Source organism: Streptomyces sp. NPDC031100 (assembly GCF_055570785.1).
On record NZ_JBVIGN010000011.1, the window covers coordinates 123,269 to 139,310 of the forward strand.

Genomic DNA, 16,042 nt, shown 5'->3' on the forward strand with positions numbered 1-16,042 from the left:
GCGTCGTGACCGCGGAGACCTCCCAGACGCTCGACCGGGGACTGCGTGTCCTCAAGCTGCTGGCCGACACGGACCACGGGCTGACCGTCACCGAGCTTTCCAACAAACTGGGCGTCAACCGGACCGTGGTGTACCGGTTGCTCGCCACGCTGGAGCAGCACGCGCTCGTACGCCGTGATCTGGGCGGGCGAGCCAGGGTCGGGCTCGGGGTGCTGCGCCTTGGCCGCCAGGTGCATCCGCTGGTACGGGAGGCCGCGCTGCCCGCGCTGCGCTCGCTCGCCGAGGACATCGGGGCGACGGCACATCTGACGCTGGTCGACGGGACGGAGGCGCTCGCCGTCGCCGTGGTCGAGCCGACCTGGACGGACTATCACGTGGCCTACCGGGCCGGCTTCCGGCATCCGCTCGACCGGGGGGCCGCGGGCAAGGCGATTCTCGCTGCGCGGCAGTCGCCGTCCGCCGACCCCGGGTACACCCTGACGCACGGGGAACTGGAGGCGGGGGCCAGCGGGGCCGCGGCGCCGCTCGTCGGGGTGACGGGGGTCGAGGGCAGCGTGGGGGTCGTGATGCTTGCGGATGCCGTGCCGGAGAGGGTGGGGCCGCGGGTGGTGGATGCGGCTCGGGAAGTCGCCGAAGCGTTGCGTTGAGCCCGTCTGCTGCCAAGGTCACCCGGTTTGGCCGTCTTGCTAATCAGAAACCCTAACGTTTGGCCGATCCCCTCACCCCCCGGCTGGCCGCCCCTCCGCATCATCAAGGGCCATACAAGCCCCAATGCGGAGGGAGCGGGACGGTGGAGAGAGTCCGGAGCCGGCCACAGGCCGGAGAAGAGACGGGTCGGTCGAGCAGGCTCACCCGGCGGCAAGCCGTAGGTGCGCTCGTAGGTGAGGCCGCCTCCAGTCCGCTCAAGCGGACCATGGGAGTCGCCCAGCTGACGTTGCTCAGCGTGGGGGCGACGCTCGGTACCGGCATCTTCGTCGTGCTGGGGCAGGCCGTCCCGGAGGCCGGGCCCGCGGTCGTCGTCTCCTTCGTGCTCGCCGGGGTCACGGCCCTGTTCTCGGCGCTCTCGTATGCCGAGCTGGCCGGCATGATCCCGGGCTCGGGATCGTCGTACAGCTATGCCTACGCCACCCTCGGCGAGCTGGTCGCCTGGGTGTGCGGGTGGTGTCTGATCCTGGAGTACGGGGTGTCCGTGGCCGCCGTCGCCGTGGGGTGGGGGCAGTACGTCAACGAATTGCTCGACCTGACCTTCGGCATCACCCTGCCCGAGTCGTTCAGCGCGCCGCCGGGCGCCGGCGGGACGCTCAACATCCCGGCCGCTCTCATCGTCGTCCTCGCCATGGTCGTGCTGCTGCGCGGGGCCAAGGAGAGCGCCGTCGCCAACACGATCATGGTCGGCGTCAAGATCGCCGCGCTCGTGATGTTCTGCGCCGTCGCCTTCACCGCCTTCCGCGCCGGGAACTTCCACCCCCTGTTCCCGCTCGGCGCCGCCGGCATGAGCGCCGGAGCCGCCTCCCTCTTCTTCTCCTACATCGGCTTCGACGCCGCCTCCACCGCCGGCGAGGAGGCCAGGAACCCGCAGCGGGATCTGCCGCGCGCCATCATCCTCTCCCTGGTGCTGGTCACCGCCCTGTACGTCCTCGTCGCCGTCGCCGCGCTCGGCGCGATGCCGTGGAAGCAGTTCGCGGGGACCGAGGCGACCCTGAGCGAGGTGCTGGTGCGGTCCGTCGGGGGCGGGAGCCTGTGGCCGATCCTGCTGTCCATCGGTGCCGTCGTCGCCACCACCAGCGTCGTGCTCACCGTGCAGTACGGGCAGATCCGCATCCTGTTCGCCATGGCCCGGGACGGGCTGGTGCCCCCGCTGTTCGCCCGTGTTCACCCGCGTACCGGGGTGCCGCGTGCCAACACCGTCATCGTCTCCGGCTTCATCGCCGTACTCGCCGCCCTCGTCCCGCTCGGCAGCCTCGCCGACGCCACCAGCATCGGCACCCTCTTCGCGTTCATGCTGGTCAACCTGGCCGTCGTCATCCTGCGCCGGCGCAGCCCCGGCACCCCGCGCTCCTTCCGGGTTCCCCTCTCGCCCGTCACGCCCCTGCTCGGCGTCGGCTTCTGCGTCTACATGCTGGGCAGTCTCGGCGCCGACACCTGGATCGCGTTCGGGGTGTGGATGGCGGCCGGGCTCGTGATCTACGGCTTCTACGGCATCCGGCACTCCAAGCTGAACAAGCTCGACGCACCGCACGAGGAGCTCGCATGACCGCCCTCGACCTCGCCGCCGACGTCACCACCCTCACCCGCGCCCTCGTCGACCTGCCCTCCGAGAGCGGGGAGGAGGAGGGGATCGCGGATGCCGTGGAGGCGGCCCTGCGTGCCCTGCCCCACCTGACCGTCGAGCGCGTGGGCCACTCCGTCGTCGCCCGTACCACCCTCGGCCGACCCGAACGCGCCCTGCTGGCAGGCCACGTGGACACGGTTCCGGCTGCCGGGAACCTCCCCTCCCGGCTCGCGGACGGCCGCGTCCACGGGCTCGGTGCCTGTGACATGAAGGGCGGGGTCGCGGTGGCGCTGCGGCTCGCCGCCACCGTCACCGCGCCCGTCCGCGATCTCACCTACGTCTTCTACGAGTGCGAGGAGGTCGAGGGTGATCGCAACGGGCTGGCGCGGATCGCCGCCGCCCGGCCCGGGCTGCTCGAAGAGGCCGCTCTGGCGATCCTCATGGAGCCCTCCGACGCCGGTGTCGAGGCCGGCTGCCAGGGCATCCTCACCGCCGACATCGTCGTCAAGGGCGCCCGCGCCCACACCGCCCGCGCCTGGCAGGGCGTCAACGCCGCGCACAAGGCCGCCCGGGTGCTCCAGCGGCTGGACGACCACGCCCCCGAACGGGTCGTCGTGGACGGGCTGGAGTACCGGGAGGGGCTGAACGCCGTCGCGGTGCGCGCCGGGGTCGCCGGGAACGTCGTACCGGACGAGTGCGTCGTCACCGTCAACTGCCGCTTTGCGCCCAGTCGTTCGGCCGAGGAGGCGGAGGCGTACGTGCGCGGGCTCTTCCCGGAGTACGAAGTCCGTGTCACCGAGGTCGTCACGGGCGCCCTGCCCCATCTGGACCGGGTCCGCGGGCTCGTCGCCGCGCTCGGCGCCGAGCCCCGGCCCAAGCTCGGCTGGACGGACGTGGCCCGGTTCGCCGCGCTCGGCATCCCCGCGCTCAACTACGGCCCCGGCGACCCGTCGCTGGCCCACACGGCGGGGGAGTACGTGCCCGTCGCGCACCTGGAGCAGTGCGAGGAGAGGCTCAGGCGGTGGCTGAGCTGAGCCCGGCCAGCGTCCGCAACTGAAGCCACAGCACCAGCCGCTCGTCGGGGTCGTCCAGGTCGACCCCGGCGTGCTGCTGGAGCTGCTTGAGGCGGTAGCGGCAGGTGTTGGGGTGCACGGCGAGCAGCTTCGCCGCGCCCGCCATGTCGCAGCCCGCGTCGAACCAGCAGATGAGCGTGCGGGCGTACTCCGTGCCGTTCTCGGCGTCGTAGGCCAGCACCCGGTGCCAGGCGCCCGCGCTCAACTCCCGCCGCTCGCCCATCACTTCGGCCAGCCGCAGGAGTGTCACGCGCGGGCGGACCTCGTCCACCGTGGCGACCGGCAGGCCTGCGTCCAGCACCCGCAGCACCAGGTCCGCGTCCGCCCGGGAGCCGGCGAGGCCGTCCGCGTCCGGCACCACCTCGCCCAGCGCCGCCCGCACCGGCACCCGCAGCGCCTGCCCGGCCTGCCCGACGATGTCCTCGGCGAGCTTTCTGTGGCTGTGTCCATTTGTTCGCCTCCGGGGCGCTCCAGCCGGTGTCGAGGGGCCGACCGTGCTCAGCCCTTCGGGCCTCCGCGCGCCCGCCCCCTCGACACCGGCGCGCCCCTGCGGCTCACGGGCGCCGGGCGCCGGGAGCACGGCGTACACCACCCCGTCCACCAGCACGCACGCGTGCCGCCCGTAGCGCGCCTCGCACTGCAGGCGTACGACGTCCAGCAGGCGCAGTGCGGTGCGTTCGGCGTCCGGGACGCTCGCGGCGGAGTCCAGGACGAAGGCGGCCACCCGGGCCGGGCCCGCGATTCCGAGCCGCTCGGCGGCCGCCGCGTCCGCCGAGCCGTCCAGCAGACGGCGCAGCAGGTCGGTGCCCCGGTGCCGGGCCAGTTCGCGGGCCGCGCGGGCCCGCAGCAGGAGCAGGGCGGCCGTGGAGGCACCCTGGGTGAGGGTGTCCTCGGCGTCGGGGGCGAGCGAGCCGCCGTCGATCACCCAGACGGAGCCGAGCGTCTCCCCGCCGGCCCGCACCGGCATCGCGAGGCGGGGCAGGTCCGAGCCGGTGAGCGCGGGCAGGCGCACCGGACGGTCCGCCGCGAACAGCCGCCGGTACTGCTCGGTGTTCTCCGCGCTGGCCGGCACCTGCAGGCCGAGGATGCCCTGCCGCCGGTCCTCGTCCACCGGCTGCCCGGGGACGGTGGAGTAGGCGAGGATCCGCTGCCGCGGGTCCTCGATGGCGGTGGCCCCGCCGGCCGCTGCCGCGATCGCGTCGGCCAGCGCGAACAGGTCACCGAGGCCGGTGTCGGTGGCGGCGGCCGGCCGGGCGCCGATGGCCGAGGCGAGCAGCAGGTGCACCTGGTGCCAGGCCGCGTCCTCGGCCACCGACAGCAGTGCCACACCGTGTGCCTCCGCCTCGCCGGCCGGTCCGTCCGGGCCCCGCACCACGACCCCGGTCAGCCCGGCCTCCGCGGCCGCCCGCACCAGCGGTCCCGCCTGGGCCGCCGGCACCCCGACGGCCAGCAGCAGCGCGCCGGGCAGCCGGGGGAGCGGCACCCGGCCGTCGTAGAGCACCGCCTCGGTGACCGGCACGCCCTGCCCGGCGGGGGCGGTGTGCAGGCGCAGGCCGGTGCCGCCGACGACGTCCAGGAGGTCGCCGAGAGTGCACGCTTCCATGGGGATCCTTGCGGGTGGGCTTGGCTGATGGTGAAACGAACGTACGCATCCCTTGGCCGCTCGCACAACACGCGGGCCCGCCCGGCCTCCGAGACTCGTCCTCATGACAGCAGGAGTGACAGCAGGGGACGTGACAGCAGGGGACGTGACAGCAGGAGTCACCGTCCGATCCGTCCACGACGTGGCCGGGATCTCGGCCGTGGCCGACTACTTCAGCGACGTCTGGCACACACCGCGTACCGCCCCGCCCTACCCGGCCGAGGTGCTGCACAGCCTGGTGCACGCCGGCGGCGCCGTGCACGCCGTGTACGACGGGCAGCGGCCGGCCGGGGCGTCCGTGGCCGTGCTCGGAGCGGAGCGCAGCACGTACTCGCTGGTGGCGGCCGCCGACCGGGGCCTCGGGTACGCCGTGAAGCAGGCGCAGCGCGACTGGGCCGTCGGGCTCGGCGCCCGCACCATGCGCTGGACCTTCGACCCGCTGGTCGGCCGCAACGCCCGCTTCAACCTGGTCAAGCTGGGCGCCGTCGGCACGGAGTACCTGGTCGACTTCTACGGCCGCATGACGGACGGCGTGAACGACGGCGACGAGAGCGACCGGCTGACGGTGACCTGGGACCTGACCGCGTCGGCACCGTCGTACGACACCGCGGACCAGGCCATGGGACCGGTCACGCGCACCGCCCCCGACGGCGATCCGCTCGCCCGCCGCGACGACCTGCGGATCTGGTGCCGGGTCCCCGACGACATAGTCAAGCTCCGCGCCGCCGACCCCGCGCTCGCCCTGCGCTGGCGGCACGCCGTGCGCGAGGTCTTCACGGAGGCCTTCGCCGAGGGCTTCCGCGCGACGGACATGTCCCGCGACGGCTGGTACACGCTTACCCGGACGAGCGGGACGGAGGAGACCGCATGAAGCTGGAGCGCGTCGAGATCGTGCACGTGGCCATCCCGCTGGTCACGCCCTTCCGGACCTCCTTCGGCACGATGACGACGAAGGACACCTTCCTCCTGCACGTCGTCACGGACGCGGCCGAGGGCTGGTCGGAGTTCGCCGCCGACCCCGAGCCCCTGTACTGCTCGGAGTTCGTGGCCGGCGCGGAGATCGTGCTGCGCGACTTCCTGCTGCCCCGGGTGGCCGCCCTCCCGCACCTCACCGTGGCCGCGCTGGCCCCCGCGCTGGCGAAGATCAAGGGGCACGAGCTGGCGAAGGCTGCCCTGGAGACGGCGGTCCTGGACGCCGAGCTGCGGTCCTACGGCATGCCGCTGGCGACCTACCTCGGCGCCGTACGGGACCGGGTGCCCGCCGGGGTCTCCGTCGGCATCAAGAACTCCGTGCCCGAACTGCTGGACGACGTCGAGCGCTATCTCGCCGAGGGGTACGTCCGCGTCAAGCTGAAGATCGAGCCCGGCTGGGACGTCGAGCCGGTCCGGGCGGTCCGTGAGCGCTTCGGCGCCGAGCTGCCCCTCCAGGTCGACGCCAACACCGCCTACACCCTGGGGGACGTTGAGCACCTGCGGCGCCTTGACGAGTTCGGGCTGCTGCTGATCGAGGAGCCGCTGGAGGAGAACAACCTCCACGCCCACGCACAGCTCCAGAAGCGGCTGGCGACCCCGGTCTGCCTGGACGAGTCCCTGCACCACGCCCGCGACACCGCGTCCGCGATCGCCATGGACGCCTGCCGGGTGGTGAACGTCAAGCCCGCCCGGGTCGGCGGCTACCTGGAGGCCCGCCGCGTCCACGACGTGGCCCACGCGCACGGCGTCCCGGTGTGGTGCGGCGGGATGCTGGAGACGGGCATCGGCCGCGCCCCCAACCTGGCCCTGGCCGCCCTCCCCGGCTTCACCCTGCCGGGCGACACCTCGGCCTCCTCCCGGTACTTCGCGGAGGACATCACCGAGCCGTTCGTCCTGGAGGACGGCCACCTCCCGGTCCCGACGACACCGGGGATCGGCATCGAGCCCCTTCCGGACGCGCTGCGGCGGTTCACCCGGGAGCGGCAGGACCTGTACGTCGCACAGCGGCCAGGGGGCAATGGCGGCCGTCACGTAGATTGATCCCGTGCTCTCACGTCTCACGCGCCCCCAGGCCGTCGCCGTCTGCGCCCTGCCCGTCGTGGCCCTGCTCGCCACGGCGGTGTTCGCGCCGCTGCCGTTCTCGGTGGCGCAGCCCGGCACGACGGTGAACGTGCTCGGCGCGAACCAGGGCACCCAGGTGATCACCGTCTCCGGTGCGCCCGTCCGGAAGACCAGCGGGCAGCTGCGGATGACGACCATCGTGGCGACCGGCCCGGACGTCCGGGTGTCCCTCGCGGACGTGCTCGGCAACTGGTTCCGCACGGACCGGGCCGTCATGCCCCACGACTCGGTCTACCCGAGCGGCAACACCGTCAAGGAGATCGAGCGGCACAACGTGCAGCAGATGCAGGAGTCCCAGGACGCGGCGACCCAGGCGGCGCTGAAGTACCTGGACCTGAGCGCCGACAAGGTGAAGGTCAAGCTGAAGCTCGCCGATGTGGGCGGGCCCAGCGCGGGGCTGCTGTTCACCCTGGGGATCATCGACAAGCTGAAGGGCGACGGCGGCGGCGGCGACCTCACGGGCGGCCGGACCATCGCCGGTACGGGAACCATCGACGCCGCCGGGAAGGTCGGCGCGGTGGGCGGGGTGGCCCTGAAGACGCAGGCCGCGAAGCGGGACGGGGCCACCGTCTTCCTGGTGCCGAAGGCCGAGTGCAGCGAGGCCGAGGCGGAGCTGCCGAAGGGGCTGCGGCTCGTCCCGGTGACCACGCTCAAGGGCGCGGTCGACTCCCTGGTGGCCCTGGAGAAGGGGAAGGACTCGGTCCCGAGCTGTTAGGCGAGCGGCAGGCGGCGACCTCGGCGGCCTGCTCCACCAGCGGGATGATCCGCAGCGGAACGGGGTTCTCCATGACGATCGCCGTGGAGGCCCGGACGATGCCGTCGAAACCGACGACCCGGTCGATCACCCGCTGGAGATCGGCGTTCGAGCGGGCCACCAGCCGGCACAGCATGTCCCCGCTGCCGGTGGTGGTCAGCAGCTCCAGCACCTCCGGCACGGTCGCCAAGTGCGCCCGGACATCGGGGCCCTGGCCCTGCCTGATCTGGAGCGTGGCGAACGCGGTGACCGGGTAGCCGAGGGCCGCCGGGTCCACCTGCGGACCGAATCCGCGGATCACTCCGTTCGACTGAAGCCGGTCCAGGCGCGCCTGCACGGTCCCCCGGGCGACCCCCAGCCGCCGGGACATCTCCAGCACGCCGATGCGCGGCTCCCGCGCCAGCAGCACGATGATCCGCCCGTCCAGATGATCGATCGCCACAGCCCCTCCCGGGGTGGTCATCCTGTACAGAAAGTCCGCCGTTACCGTCGTACCACTGGGCAGATTGCCCTGTGAATAAGCGAACTATTGCGCAGCTTGCCGAGCGGAGCCACGCTTCGCATATGACGCAGACCACACACCACACTCCCGACACCGCCCGGCAGGCCGACCCCTTCCCGGTCAAGGGAATGGACGCGGTCGTCTTCGCCGTGGGCAACGCCAAGCAGGCGGCGCACTACTACTCCACCGCCTTCGGCATGCGGCTGGTCGCCTACTCCGGACCGGAGAACGGCAGCCGCGAGACCGCCAGCTACGTACTGGAGAACGGCTCCGCCCGCTTCGTCTTCACCTCGGTCATCAAGGCGAGCACCGACTGGGGCCGCTTCCTCGGCCGGCATGTGGCCGAGCACGGCGACGGCGTCATCGACCTGGCCATCGAGGTCCCGGACGCCCGCCGCGCCTACGACTACGCGATCGAGCACGGCGCCCGCTCCGTCGCCGAGCCGTACGAACTCAAGGACGAGTACGGCACCGTCGTCCTCGCCGCGATCGCCACCTACGGCGAGACCCGCCACACCCTCGTCGAGCGCACGGGCTACGACGGCCCGTACCTGCCCGGCTTCGTCGCTGCGGCCCCGTTCGTCGAGCCGCCCGCGCAGCGCACCTTCCAGGCCATCGACCACTGCGTCGGCAACGTCGAACTCGGCCGCATGAACGAGTGGGTGGCGTTCTACAACAAGGTCATGGGCTTCACGAACATGAAGGAGTTCGTGGGCGACGACATCGCCACCGAGTACAGCGCGCTGATGTCGAAGGTCGTCGCGGACGGCACCCTCAAGGTCAAGTTCCCGATCAACGAGCCCGCGATCGCCAAGAAGAAGTCCCAGATCGACGAGTACCTGGAGTTCTACGGCGGCGCAGGTGTCCAGCACATCGCGCTGAACACCAACGACATCGTGCAGACCGTCCGCACCATGCGCGCGGCCGGCGTCCAGTTCCTCGACACCCCGGACTCCTACTACGACACCCTCGGCGAGTGGGTCGGGGACACCCGGGTCCCGGTCGAGACCCTGCGGGAACTGAAGATCCTCGCCGACCGCGACGAGGACGGCTACCTCCTGCAGATCTTCACCAAGCCGGTCCAGGACCGCCCGACCGTCTTCTTCGAACTCATCGAACGGCACGGCTCGATGGGCTTCGGCAAGGGCAACTTCAAGGCCCTGTTCGAGGCCATCGAACGCGAGCAGGCCAAGCGCGGCAACCTGTAGTCAGGAGGCGGGCAGGGGCTCGTCCGGTACGTCCCCGAGCTCCTGCAACGCCTCCCGTGCCGCGGGAACCCTGAGCGGCGAGAAGTACGGGTTGATCCGCAGCGCCTCCTGCAGATGCCGCCGGGCCGGCCCGTCCAGCTCCAGCTCGCGCTCGATCATGCCCCGGTGGAAGATGTACAGCGCACTGCGCACCCCGCCGCCCTCCGCCTTGTTCGTCGCGGTCGTGGCGTACTCCAGCGCCTCCTCGTCGTCGCCCGCCCGGTGCAGCGCCCAGCCGAGCGCGTCGGCCACCTCGATCCCGGGCTGGCGCGACCACTCCTCCTCCAGCCGCACCACCGCGTCGTCGGCGTCCCCGTGGTCCGCCTCGAACTGCCCGATCAGCAGCTCCTCGTCGACCCCGCCCGCCACCGCCTGCCGTACCCGCTCCCGCAGCAGCTCGTACTGCTCCCGAGCCGCCGGGTACTGCCCCAGCGACTCGTACAACTCGCCCAGCTCCAGCGTGTCCTGGGGATCCGGCTGCCTGGCGACGGCCGCCCGGTACGCGGCGAGCGCCTCCGCGGTGCGGCCCAGCGAGGCCAGCGCCCGCCCCTGCCCGGCGCGCGCCGCCCGCTGGTCCGGATCGAGACGCACGGCCTCCTCGAAGTGCCGCAGCGCGTCCTCCCGGTCACCCCGCTCCCAGGCCAGCTGCCCGACCCCGGTCAGATAGGCGGCCTGCTCGGCGGGGGTGCGGGCGGCCGCCGCCGCGTCCGTCAGCTGGGCTGCGGCGTCCTCGCGCCAGCCCCGGTCCCGGTAGACCGCCGAGGCCCGCGCCATCACCGCGGGCCGCTCGGCCGCGCCGGTACGCAGCCCCATCAGCTTGTCCAGCGTGCTCCGGGCCGCCTTGTAGTCGCCGAGCCCGGTGTAGGCGTCGATCAGCGGCGGATACGCCGTCCACCGCTTCGGCGCCAGCTTCAGCGCCTGCTCGCCGTACCGCTTCGCCAAGGAGAAGTCCCGGCGCGCGTTCGCCAGCGCGGCCAGCCCGCCCATCGCCGCCGCGTTGTCCCCGCCCTTCACCTCCATCGAGGTCCGCAGCGCCCGCTCCGCCTTCGGATAGTTCGCCGCGTCGGCACTGCGCCGCCCCTGCTCCAGGTACGCGGCCCCCAGCACGGCCCACGCCCGCGCGTCCCGCGGCTGCGCCCGCACCCTGCTCTCCTGCTGCCCGATGAGCGCCGCCAGCGCGGGCAGCGAGGCCGGCACCCCGGAGGTGACCGCGGCCAGCGCCTGCGCCTGGGCCTGGGCCTGCGGGCCCGCCGCCGGCGCCACGGGCGGGCGGTGCGGCTCGGACGGCAGCAGCATCAGGACCGCGCCCGCCGCGGCCCCGCCCGCCACCGCCGTGAGCAGCACCCGCCGCAGCCACCGCCGCTGCCTGCGCGGCGGACGCGGCTCGGCCGTCGGAGACGTACCGGGGACGGACCGGCCGTACTGTCGGATCTCCATGCCGCTCACTGTGCGTCAGCGTGACGGGAACGCCCGGGTGGCCCAAGGACGGCACGGACGGGGTTCACACCGATGGCCCCGAGTGCGACGCTGTGATCATGAGCCGTATCGAAGCGCGTCGCGATGAAGACATCGCAGAGACCGGCAGTCTCACCGACCGGCTCCTGGCCGGCCTGCCGCCCGGGGCCGTCCTCACCGCCCCCGACGTCACCGCGTCCTACGCCAACGACATGGCGAGCTTCTGCCCGGCCGGCGCCCCGGCCGTGGTGGTGCTGCCGCGCACGGTCGAGCAGGTCCAGCACGTCATGCGGACCGCCACCGAACTGCGTGTCCCGGTCGTCCCGCAGGGCGCCCGCAGCGGCCTGTCCGGCGGCGCCAACGCCACCGACGGCTGCATCGTGCTGTCCCTCACCAAGATGGACCGCATCCTGGAGATCAGCCCCGTCGACCGGATCGCCGTCGTCGAACCGGGCGTGATCAACGCGACGCTCTCCCGCGCGGTCGAGGAACACGGCCTGTACTACCCGCCGGACCCCTCCAGCTGGGAGATGTGCACCATCGGCGGCAACATCGGCACGGGGTCGGGCGGCCTGTGCTGTGTGAAGTACGGCGTGACCGCCGAGTACGTCCTCGGTCTGGAGGTCGTCCTCGCCGACGGCCGCCTGATGTCCACAGGGCGCCGTACCGCGAAAGGGGTGGCCGGCTACGACCTGACCCGCCTCTTCGTCGGCTCCGAGGGCTCGCTCGGCATCGTCGTCCGTGCGGTCCTGGCCCTGCGGCCCAAGCCGCCCCAGCAGCTCGTCCTGGCCGCCGAGTTCGGCTCCGCGGCCGCCGCCTGCGACGCCGTGTGCCGGATCATGGAGGGCGGTCACGTCCCGTCCCTCCTCGAACTGATGGACCGTACGACCGTCAAGGCGGTCAACGACCTCGCCCACATGGGTCTCCCGGAGACCACCGAGGCGCTGCTGCTGGCCGCCTTCGACACCCCCGACCCCACCGCCGACCTCGCCGCCGTCGGTGCCCTGTGCGAGGCCGCCGGCGCCACCCAGGTCGTCCCGGCCGAGGACGCCGCCGAGTCCGACCTCCTCCTGCAGGCCCGGCGGCTCTCGCTGACCGCGCTGGAGGCGGTCAAGGGCACGACGATGATCGACGACGTGTGCGTGCCCCGCTCGAAGCTCGGCGCGATGCTCGAGGGCGTCGAGCAGATCGCCGCCAAGTACGAGCTCACCATCGGGGTCTGCGCCCACGCCGGCGACGGCAACACGCACCCCACCGTCTGCTTCGACGCCCAGGACCCCGACGAGTCCCGGCGGGCCCGCGAGTCCTTCGACGAGATCATGGCCCTCGGGCTGGAACTCGGCGGCACCATCACCGGCGAACACGGGGTGGGCGTCCTGAAGAAGGAGTGGCTGGCACGGGAGATCGGCCCGGTCGGCGTGGAGATGCAGCGGGCGGTGAAGCAGGTCTTCGACCCGCTCGGCATCCTCAACCCCGGCAAACTCTTCTGACCCTGCCTTCTCCGACCCTGCCCTCACTGGGCGAGCAGCTGGTCGAGTGCGTCGTCGATGCCCAGCTGCCCGCCCTCAGTCCCCGGGGGCACCACCCGCAGCGTCCGCTCCAGCCAGGCGGACACCTGGGCGGACGGTGCCTCCAGCAGAGCGTCCCCGTCCGGCGAACTCAGCGCCATCAGCACGACACTGCGCCCGTCGACCTTGGTCGGCCACACCCGCACATCCCCGTGCCCGCACGGCCGGAACACCCCCTCCACCAGGAGTTCCCGGGCGAACGTCCAGTTGACGGGGTGCTCGGAGTTGATGTGGAAGGAGATGTGGATCGCGTAGGGATCGTCGGAGCGGTAGCTGAGCCGGGCCGGGACCGGGATGCTCCGCTCGGGCGACAGGATCAGCCTCAACTCCAGCTCCCGCTCCACCACGGTGTGACGCATGACCTGTGTCTCCTCTCTGCCGGGGCCGCTCGGATCGGGCCCGTACCGGGGGAGAGGGGGCGGGGGCGCGGCCATTACGCGGGTTCCGGGAAATTTTTCGGGCGCGCGTGCGCGACCTGTGTACGGCGTTGCCCGGAAAGGGGTGGGTCCGGCCGGACTGGCGGTGCGGCGTCCCCCGGTCTGATAGATGTGGGGGACCCCATTCCACCCCCGAGCAGATACGGGACGACGGACATGAGCGCCCCAACCCCGGCACCCGGTGACGACAGGCCCCGCGAGGGCTACTACCCGGACCCGTCCATCCCCGGCTACGTCCGGTACTGGAACGGCGCCTCCTGGGTGCCGGGCACCAGCCGGCCGGCGCCGAAGGACGGCGAGTCGCTCACTCCGCCGCCCGGCGCCCGCCCGGCGGCCCCGTCCGTCGAGGAGACGGGCCCGTACTTCTTCGACGAGGACCCGCAGCCCGGGCCCTCCGGGCAGCAGCAGGCCTGGGGCGCCGACGACCCGAGGCGCCCCGGGGAGTCGTCCGGCCACGCCACCGGTACGGCGTCGATCCCGCCGGCCGAGGACGATGCCCCCGACCCCGGCACGTTCATCTTCCGCCGCCCGGTCCCGGGCCCCGCGGCGGTCACGGACGACGGCACGATGACGTTCCGGCCGACGCCGGGTCAGCACCCCGGGACCTCCGGCGGGCCCTCGGCCCCCGGCACGCCCGGCTTCGGGGCGCACACCACCGACCCGCGCTCGGCAGACTCCGGCCCGGCCTTCGGCCCACGGACCTCCGGCCCGGGAGCGGGCGGCTCCGGTGCGCAGGCGCCCAACTCCGCTGCGGGTGCCTACGGTCCGGGGGCAGGCGGGGCTGCCGCGGGCGCGGGCTTCGGCGCGCAGGGCTCCGGCGCGGGTGGAGCGCCTGGTGGTCCCGGCGCGGTGCCTGGCGCTCAGGGGTCCGGCTCGGCGGGTCCGGGTGCGGCGGGCTTCGGCCATGGGGCGGGTGGCCCCGCTGCGGCGGGTCCCGGTGCTCAGGGGTCCGGCTCGGCGGCTGCGGGCGGCTTCGGCGGCCCGGGCGCAGGAGGTCCAGGCGCGGGCGCGGGCTTCGGCGCGCAGGGCGCCCCGGGTGCAGCGGCCGGTGGTCCCGGTGCGGCAGGGCCCGGTGCTCAGGGAACCGGCTCGGCGGCCGCGGGTGGGTTCGGCGCGCAGGGGGCTCTCGGATCGCCCTCCGCGCAGCCCGGGTCGCCCGCCGCGGGCAGCGGTTTCGGCGCCGGGAAGGCCGCCGCCGCCCGGGCCGCGGCCGCCCAGACCCCTCAGGCTTCCGCGGCCGCCCAGACCCCTCAGGCTTCCGCGGCCGCCCAGGCTCCCCAGGCTGCCGCGGCCCCCGCCGCCGTAGCCCCCTCGGTGCCCCAGCAGGGCGGGCCCGCGGCCACTCCGCTGACCTCGGGGCCCGGTGGCGGTCAGGCCTCCTGGGCGCAGCAGGTGCACCGGCTGGCCGGAGGCGCGGACGAGCAGCCCGTGGCGCCCTGGAAGCCGCCGGTGGAGGACCCGTTCCAGGCGGCGGCCCGTCGGCAGGCCGCGGCCCGCCCGGCCGGCCTCGGCAAGCGGTTCGCCGCCCGGCTGATCGACAGTCTGGTCGTCGGTGCCGTCACCGCCGCCGCGGCGGTCCCGCTCGGCACCCAGGCGGTCGACCACGTCCAGCAGAAGATCGACGAGGCCAAGCTCTCCGGCCGCACCGTCACCGTCTGGCTGCTCGACGGCACGACCGGCACCTCCCTCGGCATCGTCCTTGCCGTCCTCCTCCTCGTCGGCGTCCTGTACGAGGTGCTGCCCACCGCCAAGTGGGGCCGCACCCTCGGCAAGAAGCTGTGCGGTCTGGACGTCCGGGACATCGAGGCGCACGAGCCCCCGACGTTCGGCGCGGCCCTGCGCCGCTGGCTGGTCTACAGCGTCCCCGGGCTGCTCGGCATCGGGATCGTCGGCGTCCTGTGGTGTCTGTTCGACCGGCCCTGGCACCAGTGCTGGCACGACAAGGCGGCCCACACCTTCGTAGCGGGCTGACGGAAAGCGGGCCACGTACCCCGTGCGCCCGTAGCTCGTACCCCGTACGGCCCGGACCTCGTACCCGTACGGCGGCTCGCCGGATGCGGAGCCGGGGCGTTCGCGGTCCACTCGGGCCATGAGCAGCGAACCGCCCTCCGGCTCCGGAGAGCAGCCCCCCGAGGACGACCCGTTCAGGAAGCGGCCCCCGTCGGACCAGGGGTCGGGCTCGCCGTACGACACCCCGCCCGGCGGCCGGCAGCCCCCGCAGGGAGGGCAGCCCCCGCCGGGCGGGCAACCACCGCCGCCCGGCGGCCAGGAGCCGCCCCCGCCGGGAGGCCAGCCACCCCCGCCCTGGGGCGGCCAACAGCCTCCGCCCTACGGGGGTGAGCAGCCTCCGCCCTACGGCGGCGGTGGGCCCTACGGTGGCGGCGGCCCCTACGGCGGCCCCGGCGGCCCGGGCTACCCCGCCGACCCCCTCGCCGGCATGCCCCCGCTCGCCGACAGCGGCAAACGGACCCTCGCGCGCATCATCGACATGATCCTCGTGGGCATCGTCGTCTGGCTGGTCACCTGGCCCCTCGGCGTTCACGAGTACCAGGTGAACGGGGACCGGATCGAGGTCAGCCGGTCCCTGTGGCAGTCGTTCGCCGCCGCCGTCCTCTACGTCGCCTACGACACGATCCTGATCGCCAAGACGGGGCAGACCCTGGGCAAGAAGTGGCTCAAGATGCGGGTGGCCAACCTGAACGACGGCGCCACACCCTCGATGCAGACCTCGCTGATCCGCGCCCTGGTGCTGTGGCTGCCGTTCGCCTTCTGCTGCGCCTGCATCTGGACCGCGATCTGCGGTGGTTGGAGCTTCTTCGACAAGCCGTACAAACAGGGCCTGCACGACAAGGCCGCCAAGACCGTGGAGGTCAGCACCGCCTGAGCGGTGCGGGGCGCCGTACAAGCGGGAGCGGGGGGGGGGGGGGGGGGGGGGGGGGGGGGAGGAGGGGGCGATTTATTGTTTTCCTTTGTCTCGTGTTTTCTGGCACCTTCTCCT

General features: G+C 73.3%; 14 protein-coding genes. 10 read left to right on the plus strand and 4 right to left on the minus strand.

Annotated elements, in window-relative coordinates; translation table 11 throughout:
* Window positions 1-5: 5 nt before the first annotated feature.
* The 3 genes from ACZ5DS_RS28885 (at window position 6) to dapE (ending at window position 3,306) form a co-directional block, all read left to right on the plus strand.
* Entirely contained in the window at window positions 6-647 is a 642-nt protein-coding gene (locus tag ACZ5DS_RS28885) for an IclR family transcriptional regulator (RefSeq protein ID WP_468244063.1), read from the plus strand.
* A gap of 143 nt (window positions 648-790) precedes the next feature.
* Window positions 791-2,254: an amino acid permease gene (locus ACZ5DS_RS28890; RefSeq protein ID WP_468244065.1), complete on the plus strand. Its 1,464-nt coding sequence runs from the start codon at window positions 791-793 to the stop codon at window positions 2,252-2,254.
* Complete coding sequence (dapE, locus tag ACZ5DS_RS28895; RefSeq protein WP_468244068.1) at window positions 2,251-3,306, plus strand: succinyl-diaminopimelate desuccinylase; 1,056 nt, start codon at window positions 2,251-2,253, stop codon at window positions 3,304-3,306. Before ACZ5DS_RS28890 ends, dapE begins: the two co-directional genes overlap by 4 nt.
* Here the strand turns inward: dapE and ACZ5DS_RS28900 are convergent.
* On the minus strand, window positions 3,287-4,948 hold the full coding sequence (locus tag ACZ5DS_RS28900; RefSeq protein ID WP_468244071.1) for a PucR family transcriptional regulator: 1,662 nt from the start codon (window positions 4,946-4,948) through the stop codon (window positions 3,287-3,289). The genes dapE and ACZ5DS_RS28900 overlap by 20 nt on opposite strands.
* Before the next feature lie 145 nt (window positions 4,949-5,093).
* Between ACZ5DS_RS28900 and ACZ5DS_RS28905 the strand changes: the two genes are divergently transcribed.
* The 3 genes from ACZ5DS_RS28905 to ACZ5DS_RS28915 are packed head-to-tail and all read left to right on the plus strand — an operon-like array spanning window position 5,094 to window position 7,796.
* Window positions 5,094-5,858 carry a chorismate synthase gene (locus tag ACZ5DS_RS28905; protein WP_468244074.1) on the plus strand — a complete coding sequence of 255 codons (765 nt, stop codon included), beginning with the start codon at window positions 5,094-5,096 and terminating at the stop codon, window positions 5,856-5,858.
* On the plus strand, window positions 5,855-7,000 hold the full coding sequence (menC, locus tag ACZ5DS_RS28910; RefSeq protein WP_468244077.1) for an o-succinylbenzoate synthase: 1,146 nt from the start codon (window positions 5,855-5,857) through the stop codon (window positions 6,998-7,000). The genes ACZ5DS_RS28905 and menC overlap by 4 nt, the downstream gene beginning before the upstream one ends.
* A gap of 4 nt (window positions 7,001-7,004) precedes the next feature.
* Complete coding sequence (locus tag ACZ5DS_RS28915) at window positions 7,005-7,796, plus strand: S16 family serine protease (protein WP_468244080.1); 792 nt, start codon at window positions 7,005-7,007, stop codon at window positions 7,794-7,796.
* On the opposite strand, the gene ACZ5DS_RS28920 is transcribed toward ACZ5DS_RS28915, so the two are convergent.
* Window positions 7,732-8,277, minus strand: coding sequence for an Lrp/AsnC family transcriptional regulator (locus ACZ5DS_RS28920; protein WP_468244082.1), 546 nt, complete (start codon window positions 8,275-8,277; stop codon window positions 7,732-7,734). The two genes, ACZ5DS_RS28915 and ACZ5DS_RS28920, sit on opposite strands and share 65 nt — an antisense overlap.
* Before the next feature lie 122 nt (window positions 8,278-8,399).
* On the opposite strand from ACZ5DS_RS28920, the gene hppD reads away from it, so the two are divergent.
* The gene (gene hppD / locus ACZ5DS_RS28925) at window positions 8,400-9,545 is read left to right on the plus strand and encodes a 4-hydroxyphenylpyruvate dioxygenase (RefSeq protein ID WP_468244084.1); all 1,146 of its coding nucleotides are present in this window, start codon (window positions 8,400-8,402) and stop codon (window positions 9,543-9,545) included.
* On the opposite strand, the gene ACZ5DS_RS28930 is transcribed toward hppD, so the two are convergent.
* Complete coding sequence (locus ACZ5DS_RS28930; RefSeq protein ID WP_468244087.1) at window positions 9,546-11,021, minus strand: tetratricopeptide repeat protein; 1,476 nt, start codon at window positions 11,019-11,021, stop codon at window positions 9,546-9,548.
* 92 nt (window positions 11,022-11,113) lie between these two features.
* Here ACZ5DS_RS28930 and ACZ5DS_RS28935 point away from each other — a divergent pair, with 92 nt between their 5' ends.
* Complete coding sequence (locus ACZ5DS_RS28935; protein ID WP_468244609.1) at window positions 11,114-12,529, plus strand: FAD-binding oxidoreductase; 1,416 nt, start codon at window positions 11,114-11,116, stop codon at window positions 12,527-12,529.
* 23 nt (window positions 12,530-12,552) lie between these two features.
* Here the strand turns inward: ACZ5DS_RS28935 and ACZ5DS_RS28940 are convergent, their stop codons facing one another.
* The gene (locus ACZ5DS_RS28940) at window positions 12,553-12,966 is read right to left on the minus strand and encodes an SsgA family sporulation/cell division regulator (protein ID WP_468244089.1); all 414 of its coding nucleotides are present in this window, start codon (window positions 12,964-12,966) and stop codon (window positions 12,553-12,555) included.
* Window positions 12,967-13,200: 234 nt separating this feature from the next.
* Between ACZ5DS_RS28940 and ACZ5DS_RS28945 the strand changes: the two genes are divergently transcribed.
* Window positions 13,201-15,015: an RDD family protein gene (locus tag ACZ5DS_RS28945; protein ID WP_468244092.1), complete on the plus strand. Its 1,815-nt coding sequence runs from the start codon at window positions 13,201-13,203 to the stop codon at window positions 15,013-15,015.
* Between the two features lie 118 nt (window positions 15,016-15,133).
* Window positions 15,134-15,928 (plus strand): RDD family protein, encoded by a 795-nt coding sequence (locus ACZ5DS_RS28950; RefSeq protein ID WP_468244094.1) that lies wholly within the window; start codon window positions 15,134-15,136, stop codon window positions 15,926-15,928.
* Window positions 15,929-16,042 lie beyond the last annotated feature (114 nt).

Excerpts from the sequence above, each read along its gene's own strand:
- dapE (WP_468244068.1), top strand. The coding sequence starts at position 2,251 with ATGACCGCCCTCGACCTCGCCGCCGACGTCACCACCCTCACCCGCGCC.
- ACZ5DS_RS28940 (WP_468244089.1), bottom strand. The coding sequence starts at position 12,966 with ATGCGTCACACCGTGGTGGAGCGGGAGCTGGAGTTGAGGCTGATCCTG.
- hppD (WP_468244084.1), top strand. The coding sequence starts at position 8,400 with ATGACGCAGACCACACACCACACTCCCGACACCGCCCGGCAGGCCGAC.
- ACZ5DS_RS28900 (WP_468244071.1), bottom strand. The coding sequence starts at position 4,948 with ATGGAAGCGTGCACTCTCGGCGACCTCCTGGACGTCGTCGGCGGCACC.
- ACZ5DS_RS28930 (WP_468244087.1), bottom strand. The coding sequence starts at position 11,021 with ATGGAGATCCGACAGTACGGCCGGTCCGTCCCCGGTACGTCTCCGACG.
- ACZ5DS_RS28950 (WP_468244094.1), top strand. The coding sequence starts at position 15,134 with ATGAGCAGCGAACCGCCCTCCGGCTCCGGAGAGCAGCCCCCCGAGGAC.
- menC (WP_468244077.1), top strand. The coding sequence starts at position 5,855 with ATGAAGCTGGAGCGCGTCGAGATCGTGCACGTGGCCATCCCGCTGGTC.
- ACZ5DS_RS28945 (WP_468244092.1), top strand. The coding sequence starts at position 13,201 with ATGAGCGCCCCAACCCCGGCACCCGGTGACGACAGGCCCCGCGAGGGC.